The organism is Mucilaginibacter sp. (assembly GCF_036568825.1).
Lineage (GTDB): Bacteria > Bacteroidota > Bacteroidia > Sphingobacteriales > Sphingobacteriaceae > Mucilaginibacter.
The window spans coordinates 1-11767 of sequence record NZ_DATCRU010000076.1 but is presented as its reverse complement, the minus strand read 5'-3'; the positions used below and the strand labels follow the sequence as shown (position 1 = coordinate 11767).

Below are 11767 nucleotides of genomic sequence, written 5' to 3'. Positions count from 1 at the left end.
GCATTGAACAAAGCCCTGGTCAAAGTAACAAGTACCTATTCAATGATAGATGACAGTGTCAGGGTGCAGGTTAACTATCTGATCAATGGCAGCGGCGTGGTAAAAGTTAATTACGCCTTAACTGTAAAACCCGGTCTGCCTGATATACCTGAAGTAGGCATGCAATGCGGTATAAAACGCAGTTATGATAATATCAGTTGGTATGGACGTGGGCCGTATGGTAATTATATCGACCGTCGCACCGGCTCGGAAGCAGGCATTTATAGCCAGCCGATAGATATGTTTAATGAGCCCTATGTCGTTCCGCAGGAAACAGGTAACCGAACCGATGTGCGCTGGATGTTCCTTTCAGATAAAAACTCAAATGGCTTGCTGGTTACGACCGATAGCCTGTTGAGCATGAACGCATGGCCCTATATCGAAAAGAATATCGTTGCAGCCAAACATACCAATAAACTTGTCGATGCCGGTTTTATCACCTTAAATATCGATTTGATTCAAATGGGTGTGGGCGGTAATGATAGCTGGTCGCCGGTAGGTGCGCCTTTAGAGAAATACCGGGTATCTGCAAGGGATTACAGCTATAACTTCTATCTGTTCCCATGCAATACCAATACAGATAAAGCTATCAGTCTTTCCAGGAAAATTAAATTCAATTCGGCAGATCTATGAAGAAGTTAGTCCTGGTAGCGATCATTTGTATAACGGCTGTCTTAGCAGCGCATGCACAAACAACACATAAAGCGGCAACGACTGATCTGCTTAAGAAGAATTTTCTGAACCCGCCAGACGAGGCCAAACCATGGATATTCTGGTACTGGATGCAGACAAGTGTATCGCTAGAGGGTATAACTGCCGACCTGGAGGCGATGAAAAAAGCCGGTATCGGTGGAGCCTACCTGATGCCTATTCAAGGCCCGGCAAATCCTCCATACATCAATCCTCCGGTTGAGCAACTAAGTAAAACCTGGTGGGGAATGGTAAAGTTTGCCATGCAGGAAGCCAACAGGCTGGGCATTAAACTGGCCATGCACGATTGTGATGGCTTTGCAGTGGCAGGCGGTCCATGGATAACGCCAGAGCTTTCTATGCAAAAAGTGGTGTGGACAAAAACGCTTGTTAAGGGCGGAAAGACTTTCGACGATACTTTAGCGCGACCCGAAAGTTACAAAGGTTATTACAGGGATATCAAAATACTGGCTTATCCATCTCCGGAAGGCAGTGGTATTTCCACCCGAACAATTGTTCCTAAGATTACAGCCAGCACCGGTGCCGATGTGCAGTTTTTGGCGATCCCCGGCAATAAAACAAGTTTTAAAAGTAGTAAGCCTTGCTGGATACAAGTGGCGTTTGACAAACCGTTTACCTGTCGCTCAATAATCATACATACTGATGCAAGTAATTATGAATCTGAAAGACTGTTGATCGAAACAAGTGATGATGGTACGAATTTTAAACCTTTAACGCGCCTGATACCGCCGCGGCACGGTTGGCAGGATGGCGATGCTCCAATCACGAATGATATTGTACCGACTACCGCCAAATACTATCGCTTCGTATACAATAATGAAGGCTCAGAACCAGGTTCTGAAGACCTCGATTTTGCCAAATGGAAACCTTCGTTAAAGTTAAGCGGTATCGAATTATTAGCCGAACCGCAAATCAACCAGTACGAGGGAAAAACAGGAGAGGTGTGGAGAGTAAGTAAGCGCGCCACCGCCCAACAATTACCAGATACACTTTGCGTACCGAAAGATAAAATTATAGACATCACCGATAAACTCGATGTCAATGGCCGGCTGAAATGGAACGTGCCACCCGGTGATTGGACTATTTTACGAATTGGGCATACTTCTACCGGACATATGAATGCCACCGGCGGAGCTGGCAAAGGATTGGAGTGTGATAAGTTTAACCCTGAAGCGGCCAAAATTCAGTTCGATCATTGGTTTGGTGAAGCTGTCAGGCAAGCGGGGCCCAAACTGGCCAGGCAGGTGCTGAAAATCTTCCACGTAGATAGCTGGGAATGTGGTAGCCAAAACTGGTCGCCGGTATTTGCTGAGGAGTTTAAGAAACGCCGCGGGTATGACTTGGTGCCATATCTCCCGGTAATGGCCGGGGTACCGGTGCAAAGCGCCGAAATATCAGAAAAGGTGTTGAACGATGTGCGGCAAACGATTGCAGAACTGGTGGTAGATAATTTCTTTGGCACGATGGCAAAACTGGCTCATGCCCAAGGTTGTAATTTCAGTGCTGAGTGTGTTGCCCCGGTAATGACCAGCGACGATCTGTTGCATTACAGCAAAGTTGACTTGCCAATGGGCGAGTTCTGGCTGCGAAGCCCTACACATGACAAGCCGAATGATATCCTGGATGCCATCTCTGGCGGGCATATTTATGGAAAGAATATTATCCAGGCTGAAGCATTTACCGAATTACGACTAATGTGGGATGAATATCCCGGCATGCTAAAGACGCTGGCGGACAGAAATTTTGCTTTGGGTATCAACCGTTTCGTATTTCATGTTGATGTGTTGAATCCCTGGCTTGACCGCAAACCTGGCATGACGCTAAATGGTATCGGCTCATTCTTCCAGCGTAACCAAACCTGGTGGGAACCGGGGAAGGCATGGATAAAATATGTTCAACGTTGCCAGGCTGTGCTGCAAATGGGGCATCCTGTTACAGATATAGTGGTTTTTACGGGTGAAGAAACACCACGCAGGGCTATTTTACCCGACAGATTAGTAAACACATTGCCGGGTATATTCGGCGAAGACAGAGTGAAATCGGAGGCTGAACGACTGTCCAATAAAAATGAACCCATGCGCGTGATACCTGAAGGGGTGACCAGTTCAGCCAATATGGTCAACCCGGATAAATGGATCGATCCATTAAACGGCTATGCCTACGATTCGATGAACCCGGATGCATTGCTTAGACTGGCTTCTGTAAAAAATGGGCGCATTGTATTGCCCGGTGGAGCGAGCTACGGTGTTTTAGTGATACCCAGAACGCATCCTATGTCGCCTGATAGTAGCTTGATGTCGCCGGCAGTGATTAAAAAGATAAAGCAATTGGTAGATGATGGCGCCACCATTATTTTGAATGATCATCCTGAAAAATCTCCCGGATTATCGAACGATGAAGAAGTAAGACAGATTGCGAACAAGCTTTTTAATGCCTCGGAATTGAACGTGAGGGGCAGAATACTCACCGGGCCATACAGGGATAAAACATTTGATAAACTGGGTATTCCAAGAGATGTGATTGTTACCGACTCAATTGGTAATAATGCCGAAAATATCGCCTGGAACCATCGGTCTGCAGCAGGTTTCGATAGTTATTTTATTTCTAACCAGGATAATCAACAGCGAACCATCACATTATCGCTTAGGGTTGCGGGCAGGATACCGGAGCTATGGGATCCGATGACCGGCCTGGTAAAAACAGCAGGAGAGTGGAAGACACAAAACGGCCGTACAATTCTGCCATTAAGATTAGATACAAATGGGTCAATATTCGTGGTGTTACGACAACCTGCAACCAAGACATCGATACAAAAGCATAAAAACTGGGAGACGATTGAACCGGTGCAAAAGCTGAAAGACGCCTGGGCGGTACAGTTCGATAAGAATTTTGGCGGGCCGGATAAACCAATTGTTTTTAACAAGCTGGAGGATTGGAGCACTAATCAAAACCCTGCGGTCAAATATTACTCGGGTACTGCAAGTTATGATCAGGAGTTTAGCTGGAATAGAAGCATCAGCAACGTTTACCTTGATTTGGGCAAGGTTGATAATATAGCTGAGGTGTATGTTAACGGGATCGATTGCGGAACGGCCTGGACCTATCCGTATCGTGTTGATATCAGCAAAGCCCTGAAACCAGGTACGAACAAGATCAGGATTGAAGTGAGCAATACCTGGGCCAACCGCCTGATCGGTGATAATGCGCTGCCACAAGAAAAAAGGATTACCTGGACCAACGCACCATACCGGCTTGACGGCAAACCACTTTTACCGGCTGGATTGTTGGGACCGGTGCGTATAGTTGAACTCAAATATTAAAGTGTTTAAGCATGATGAATAAAAAGATTAATATAAATATATTAATTATCTCATTTTTAATAATATATGTTAATAATTTATCCGCTCAGGATAAGGCGCTTGTAAATACTTCAACCAGTAAATACGCAAAGTTGACTGGCCTTGATATGAGCGACGTTACCTGGACCAATGGCTTCTGGGCCGACCGTTTTAAAGTTTGCAGGGAGACAATGATCCCCAATTTATGGAAGATATACAGTGACCCAAAAATGGGCCATGCGATTCAAAATTTTGAGATCGCTGCAGGGTTGGACACCGGTTCGCACGGAGGTGCACCGTTCCAGGACGGTGATTTTTATAAACTGTTTGAAGCTGCAGCAGCAATATACGCCTCAACTCATGATTCAAAAATAGATAAGCTGATGGATCAAACCATCGCTCTTATTGCCAAAGCACAGCGAGCAGATGGCTATATCAATACCCAAACGTTGATTGATGAACGCAATCGACCCAAAGAAGGGAAGGCCTTTGAGGACAGAATGAATTTTGAAAATGGATGGGAAAATAACCTGTACCGCGAGGTTTCAACGAAGAATGATGGCTCTGCTTACATCAGGCTAATACCTTATTATGCATGGGACAATCGTGGTCACAATAACATGGAGACATGGATACCTTTTGACAGGTAGCTATTAAAACATATTGATGATATCCTTCTCGCGTTCTTTTGGAAATACGATCAGCGATTCAACTTTGTTTTTTTTAACCGTAGCTTCTATCGTGGTATTGCCAGGAGCATGGAGTTTGAAATGAACATCCCAATCTTTTGGCCAGGCAGGGAAGAGGTAAATTTTCTGGCCATCAACCTGCAGCAGCATATCCTGTAAACCGATCATGCCTGAACCGCCCCAGTTGTGATCGGGTGTCCAGTCGAAACCCGGGCCCCAGAAGGCTGGGAAGCGTCTTTCTGAGTCTTTCAGCTTAAAAACCGTTAGGTCCGCAGCCTCTTTGGTAAGACCCATTCTCGCCGCGAAAATATTATCCTGTTTCCATCCGATACCGCTTCTGAATTTCAGGGCAACTGTGTCGTATTTCCAGGTATTGATGGCAACATCCAAACCAGGTTTACCTATCCCATATATTCCCCACGGGAAGACGGGATATAATTGCATCGTCTCCACATTATTTACACGCGACCAGGCCTGAGCGGGCGCAATTGTTTTATGCCCGTTAAATTCCCTGAAACTGATTGGAGGAATACGTTTTAACATCGTTTCCCATTCGGTGCGCTCTTTTTCAGTTAAATATTGAGGGGGCAATTGCAGCAGGGTAGTGAGCACAGTTTGCAAAGCGGCTATTGTTGATGTGGAATTATAAGCCATTTTAAACGTTTCGCCAGCCGAACCGGGATAAAGTATCAAATCACCACTCTCATCAAAAGCTTTGATACTGCGTTTTTTTGCCAGGTATTGATAATGCTCATTAAAAAAGGTAAGGCAGCTTTCAATGAATGGGATGTCTTTTTTAATATCATTTCCAGTGTAGCACTGTGTTTCCAGCATCATTTGGCAAAACTCCAGCACAGTGTCCCATTCATACTCAAGCCAGGCATTATATTCCATACCCGGATCATAACCCACAGGGCGTTTAAGTCCGTACTCAGATCGGTTAGGCAAACCGAAGTTTTCGATTTGCTCGGTAAAACATGCGCCATCATGCCCCCAATAAACCTTGCTGCGCAGTTCGGCATTATGCAGCGATCTCAGGTAGAAATCAAATTGCGGCTTCATCATGTCGACATCGCCGCTTTTGAGCATTGGCCAATAAACCAGGCGCTGGTTTTGTGCCGTCATCAGGCCGCCGCCCCAATTCCTGAAATCGGGAGTAAAATCGTAGGACTGATTAACAAATACCGGATCATAAGTGAAAAGTCCCCCGTTAAATTTGGTAGGATAGGAGCCATAAGCATTGCAACCCAGCATGTACCTGAACAACTGGTAATTGCGGCCTGCTTGCCAGTCGGCATTTTTTGGATCAGGTTTATCCGGATTGATGAAGATGAAACTGCGATCCCAAAACTGCTGCCACCATTTATGTGTTGCTGTTAATGCTGTTTTGCGGTGCAGTACAGCATCGTTCTCCACGCTATCCAATTTTTTAAGCCAAAGCCGGGGTGAATCAACATAGTCAGAGCTTAAGAATACTTCGATATCTTGTTTTTTAGCTGAATGCCGGCTTTGCAGTCTCCAGCCTTCAAAATCAGTATTTAGATATTTGCCCTGGTAATTACCGGCCGGTTGCATGCCATCACCTTTTAGCATACCGCCGAAGATGAGGTGATAAAGCGGATTAAATAGCTGCGGTTTAACCGATTCCATACCCTCATCTTTTACTGTGGCATCGAATATCGATGAGTCTTTATTTTGATGATAGAATAATACCGCGTTGTTTTTAAAATCGATATTATCCAGGTATGTTTTAACTTCTCCTTTTTTTGCCCATTTGCGCGAATCCTGGTTATTCTCCAGTCCGTTTGCTTCACGGTCGTAGTAGCGCCAGCTTTCATAATCGGCCTCTGCTTTTACCGGCTCAGTGCTGTTGATGCCTACATGTATTACAGGCCGGTAAACATCAACCCAAAGCTTAACCTGGGTATTGAGCTTGCCGTTTGTACCGTTTATAACTACAGAACCATCGGCCAGTGATAATTGCTGTGAGAAATTTGTGCCATTAAAGGGATTAGGAGAGAGCCTGACCCTCACACGACCCAATTTCAAAAAAGTATTATTCTCGTCGAAAGTGCCGCTTTTTGAAAGATAGAAATAGAGGTCGCCGTTTTCAACCCAAACGTTCAACCCGATATCACCGCCACCGCATGGCATCGACTCACCTGAATTTTTGCTTTGGCTCGTCCATACAATATCGCATGATTTTAATTCAGGCGCCTGCGCTTTGGCAATTAAAAAACTGCAAACGAGCAGTATTAATAAAAACAAAGCGTTAGCCTTCATTTAGCGGTGCAAACTATTTTTTAGCGGGAATTTGTTTGACCAGCCAATTTACAAAATCATTCGCCGCCTCAAAATTCTGAAAGTCGGTGGGTAGTTTACGTCCGTCGGTATATTCATTATAAAACCAGGGATCACCAACCGCGAAAACTGTCCCTTTACCATATTTGGCTATGGCAATGATCACATCATTTTTATCAGTTAAGGCCGACTCGGCAGGAGGCGTAACCCGTAAGGTACTGATGTCCTTAATGTAGACATTTTTAGCTGTTTTAAATATTTTATTTCCGGCAGGGATAAAAATGGCCCCCTGTTCAAATTGTTTGCCCTGTACATGGTTGCGGCTATCCTCGTTAAATTGAATACCGAATTTTGCCATCAGTTTGTTTAGGTGTTTAAACTCCGCATTTCCGGTATCATTATTTAGCACAACCAGCACACCGCCGGCTTTTACCCAATCGGCAATCGCTTCGACATGGGCTGGTTCGATATATTTTGTATCCGGGTTTTCTTTGGGAATGTCCGGATCAGCGATGATATAAATGCTGGCTTTCTTAAGATTTTGTATTGTCGGCTCTTCATAAAGTGTTTCCGTTTTGAGGCCGTAATTGTTAAAAATATGTCCTAAAAGCGAAAAGCCGTTATTGGTCAGCTCATCCCATTTATAATGAAAAGGTTCTACCTTGCCTGTAATGTCTTTCCGGTGCTCATTGTTAAAATAACTATCGAGCAGTACTGTTTTTCCTTTTCCGGCAGATATATGCGCCAGGCGCTCCATTTCAACGCTTGCTAAAATAAATGCCCCTACGCCTTTAGGATCATTTTGGACAACTTTTTCGCTTAGATAGTATTTGTAGCTGCCGTCGCGGTAAGGTTGCCCGCCGAGTCCGCCAACAGCAACGGTTCCATTCAGGTTAGCCTGTCCGTCCGTACCGTAGGATATAAACTTTTTGATAATGCCGTCATAGCCCTTTTGCGCAACTTTTAAATAGCTTTCCGGTAAATATCCTTCCCGGGCTGCCTTAGCCAAAGCATATACGAACATACAGGATGCCGAAGCTTCCGGATAATTATCTGCCTTTTGCGCTTTATCCATTATTTGATACCAAAGCCCGGTTTTGGGATCCTGGTATTGTTTTATGGCAGATGCAAGGCGGTTTAATATGGCCAGCAAAGTTGCACGGTTCGGGTTGTTAGCGGGAAACTTATCCAGTACATCAACCAGGGCCATGGCGTACCATCCATCTGCGCGGGCCCAAATGTTTTGAGACAGACCAGTTTGCAGATTTGCCCAGCGTTCCTTATGACTTTGATCCCAGCCATGGTATAATAAACCAGTTTTGGTATCCCGCATATGCTTTTCGGCCAGGATGAATTGTTTGGCGATGTCATCAAAATCCGCATCCTCATGGAAAGTGCTTGCATATTCCGCATAAAAGGGTTCAGCCATATACAGGCCATCCAGCCACATCTGGTTAGGATATCTTTGCTTATGCCAGAAACCACCGTCCGGTGTCCTTGGCTGATCTTTTAACTGATCACGAAGGGTCAGAACGGCTTTATAGTATTTTTCTTTCTCCAGTACGTTGCAGAGCATCAAAACCGACCGGCCGCACAGGATATTATCCAAACTGTAAATATCCTTTTTGTAGCCTTTTATCGTACCGTCATCAGATACCAGCACATCGATATAATTATGTATGTAATCGAAATACTTTTTGTCTGCGGTTTGCATCCAAACTTCAGTAATGCCATTGAATACAACGCCTTGTTCATAGGTCCATCTGGCATTGGATGCGCTGTCTTTCCAAAGTTTCATGGCGGTGGCAGCCATGCGCTGCGACATAGGCAGTTGCTGTGTATGGCCTGCGATAGCGATAGTTAAAAACAATATAGATATGCAAATGATCTTTCTCATGCTGCTGATTAAGTATGCTGATCAGTAAATTATAATGAAACGCCCCGTTTCCATGGAATAAAGTCATTTTGCCCGTGTCTCACAGCGCTGACTTCAATTTCGCCGCTGGCTACCTCAATTACATAATCCAGGATCCGTTCACCGGCTTGTTCTATAGTTTCATCACCTTCTATGATGGAGCCTGTGTTTATATCGATGATATCGTTCATGCGTTTAAACATGGGTGTATTGGTTGCCAGCTTTATAACCGGAGCAATTGGGTTACCCGTAGGTGTACCTAAACCCGTGGTAAATAAAACTACAGTCGCGCCAGATCCTACCTCTGCGGTGGTTGATTCCACATCGTTGCCGGGAGTGCATAGCAGATTGAGGCCCGGTTTGGTTACTTTTTCCGGATAGTCCAACACATCGGTTACCGGGGATGTGCCACCCTTTTTTGCTGCACCCGCTGATTTGATAGCATCGGTGATTAAACCGTCTTTTATATTGCCCGGCGAAGGGTTCATATAAAAACCAGAACCAGCTTCTTCTGCCCGCTGGCTGTAACTTTTTACCAGGGATGAAAAGCGTTCCGCTTTGTTTTTATCAACACAACGGTCGATCAGGTTTTGCTCAACACCGCACAGCTCCGGGAATTCGGAGAGTATTACGGTACCACCAAGGGTTACCAATAAATCGGAAGTGTAGCCTACTGCCGGATTTGCTGAGATGCCCGAAAAACCATCAGAGCCGCCGCATTCCAACCCAATCACCAGTTTACTCAGGGGGGCAGGTTTGCGAACATTAGTATTGGCCTGGATCAGTCCGGCTAATGTTTGCCGTATAGCCTGTTCCATCAGATCGGTTTCCATTCCTGTTTTTTGCTGATCGAGGATATACAGCGGTTTGCTAAAATTTGCATCCCTTTTTTTGATCTCCTCCTGGAGTGTTTTCACTTCGGCGTTCTGACAACCCAGGCTGAGTACTGTAGCGCCGGCAACGTTGGGGTGGGTGATATAACCTGCCAACAAACCGCATAGGGTGGTCGAGTCTTGGCGTGTACCACCGCATCCGCCGGTATGGGTTAAAAATTTGATACCGTCGACATTAGGGAATAGTTTTTGATTTCCTGACAAAGGGCCGTCATCGCCAATTTCAGTATACAAAACCTCTTCAATACTACTTCCTGAACGTATCTTGTTAATGAGTTGCTGCGCTCTTATCTCATATGTCTTTTTGCGGCCATAACCCAGCGGCTTTATTAATGCTTCCTGCAATACTTCCACATTTCGGTTTTCGCAAAACACCATCGGGACTACGAGCCAGTAATTGGCAGTTCCTACTTCGCCATTATCGCGATGATAGCCATTAAATGTTTTACTTTGCCATTTCTGCACATCGGGTTTTTCCCAATCCAGGTGATTGTTCCCTGTCTGAAAGCCACTTGCCGCATGCCTGATATTTTCGGTAGTTAACAAACCACCCGCGGGAATAAGGTTCTGCACCCGTCCGACCAAAACTCCGTACATGATCACATCGGTACCGGCAGACAGATCGCTCAATGCAAACTTATGTTTGGCAGGTATAAATTCTGTTACTTTATAAGTTTGGTTATTATAGGTCATTTCCTCGCCTGCATTCAAGTCGGTGAGGGCTACCATCACATTATCTTTTGGGTGTATTTTGGTTACTTTCTGCTTCATAACTGATGTAGTTAGGCTGTGGTGATTTCTTTCTCTCCGGCAGCCATAATTCTTTTTAAATTCTTGGAAACCTCTTCTTTAAAACCCGGCAATGTGGTAAGGTCCGTATCCCATAAGCTCTTATTGCTTAATACCTTTTCAACAACCAGGTTCGCATCCGCATTTTGCCATGCCTGGGCGAAGTAACCGGCCTGGCTGTCTGTGACGTTATATTCCTGGCCGTTGATAGATCCCTTGTATGTGCCATCTTCTTGCTTTTCAATCTTCATAAACCGGATAAATGCAGCGAACCCGAGCGCCATATTCGCAGGCACGGTGTTTTTGAGTTTGTAGTAATTCAGCAGCAGGGGAATTACACGCATTTTTATCTTGGTGCTGTATTGCATCGAAATGCTGAGCCATTCGTGGCGGATATGCGGGTTGCGGAATCTATCCAGCACCTTGCGGGCAAAGTCGACTGCCACCTCCGGTTCAATTTTATAGGGGATGGATGGAATGATCTCCTTGTAAGCGAGTTCGGTTATAAATTTCGAGAACCCTGCGTTGTCCATCGCTTCTTTAACCGTGTCAAGCCCCGAAATGATGGCTACTGCACAACTCAAAGTGTGTGAACCATTAAGCAGGCGCAGTTTCAGCTCCCTGTAGATTTCTATGTCGGGTGTTATCACAACGCGGTCATCGGCCTTGCAGAAAGATAATATCGAGGCAACACGCTCGTCGCCCTCAATCGCCCAAAGGCAATAAGTTTCGGACATGATATGCAGGCTATCGGTATAACCGCGCTCTTCTTCTAATGCAGCTGCTAATTCTTTGGTGGGTTTTCCCGGTACGATCCTGTCAACCAATGAATTACAAAATGTGTTATGATTTTCAACCCAGTTGATAAACTCGCCTGGCAGTTTATTGAAGCGTGCTAAGTCCAATACGATCGACTTTAGCTTTTTGCCGTTATCTGTGATCAGTTCGGTAGGAATAATTGCCAATCCACTAACAGCACTTCCATCAAATGCTTTATAGCGTTCATATAGAACTGCCAATAGCTTACCAGGATAGGATAGAGGCGGTTGTTGATTAATATCCTCCTCAATTAATTGAATACCTACTTCAGTG

The 11767-nt window shown here is 45.1% G+C and carries 7 protein-coding genes; 3 read left to right on the top strand and 4 right to left on the bottom strand.

The window, feature by feature from the left end:
* The 3 genes from VIM89_RS17445 to VIM89_RS17435 form a co-directional block, all read left to right on the top strand.
* Positions 1 to 672: beta-galactosidase small subunit (locus VIM89_RS17445; protein WP_488157464.1), on the top strand; the 672-nt coding region annotated here is incomplete at its 5' end.
* On the top strand, positions 669 to 4070 hold the full coding sequence (locus VIM89_RS17440) for a glycosyl hydrolase (RefSeq protein WP_488157463.1): 3402 nt from the start codon (positions 669 to 671) through the stop codon (positions 4068 to 4070). The genes VIM89_RS17445 and VIM89_RS17440, both read left to right, overlap by 4 nt.
* 146 nt (positions 4071 to 4216) lie before the next feature.
* On the top strand, positions 4217 to 4738 hold the full coding sequence (locus tag VIM89_RS17435; RefSeq protein WP_488157462.1) for a beta-L-arabinofuranosidase domain-containing protein: 522 nt from the start codon (positions 4217 to 4219) through the stop codon (positions 4736 to 4738).
* A gap of 3 nt (positions 4739 to 4741) precedes the next feature.
* Here the strand turns inward: VIM89_RS17435 and VIM89_RS17430 are convergent, their stop codons facing one another.
* The 4 genes from VIM89_RS17430 to VIM89_RS17415 form a co-directional block, all read right to left on the bottom strand.
* Positions 4742 to 7060: a DUF5703 domain-containing protein gene (locus VIM89_RS17430; RefSeq protein WP_488157461.1), complete on the bottom strand. Its 2319-nt coding sequence runs from the start codon at positions 7058 to 7060 to the stop codon at positions 4742 to 4744.
* Between the two features lie 13 nt (positions 7061 to 7073).
* A complete protein-coding gene (locus VIM89_RS17425; RefSeq protein WP_488157460.1) occupies positions 7074 to 8975 on the bottom strand; it encodes a glycoside hydrolase family 88/105 protein in 1902 nt (633 codons plus the stop codon).
* A gap of 29 nt (positions 8976 to 9004) precedes the next feature.
* Positions 9005 to 10657: a UxaA family hydrolase gene (locus VIM89_RS17420; RefSeq protein WP_488157459.1), complete on the bottom strand. Its 1653-nt coding sequence runs from the start codon at positions 10655 to 10657 to the stop codon at positions 9005 to 9007.
* Between the two features lie 11 nt (positions 10658 to 10668).
* Positions 10669 to 11767, bottom strand: a 1099-nt coding sequence (locus VIM89_RS17415) for a tagaturonate reductase (RefSeq protein ID WP_488157458.1), incomplete at its 5' end; no start/stop codon positions are given.

Coding starts and splice junctions, on each gene's coding strand:
- VIM89_RS17435 (WP_488157462.1), top strand. CDS start 4,217: ATGAGCGACGTTACCTGGACCAATGGCTTCTGGGCCGACCGTTTTAAA.
- VIM89_RS17420 (WP_488157459.1), bottom strand. CDS start 10,657: ATGAAGCAGAAAGTAACCAAAATACACCCAAAAGATAATGTGATGGTA.
- VIM89_RS17425 (WP_488157460.1), bottom strand. CDS start 8,975: ATGAGAAAGATCATTTGCATATCTATATTGTTTTTAACTATCGCTATC.
- VIM89_RS17440 (WP_488157463.1), top strand. CDS start 669: ATGAAGAAGTTAGTCCTGGTAGCGATCATTTGTATAACGGCTGTCTTA.
- VIM89_RS17430 (WP_488157461.1), bottom strand. CDS start 7,060: ATGAAGGCTAACGCTTTGTTTTTATTAATACTGCTCGTTTGCAGTTTT.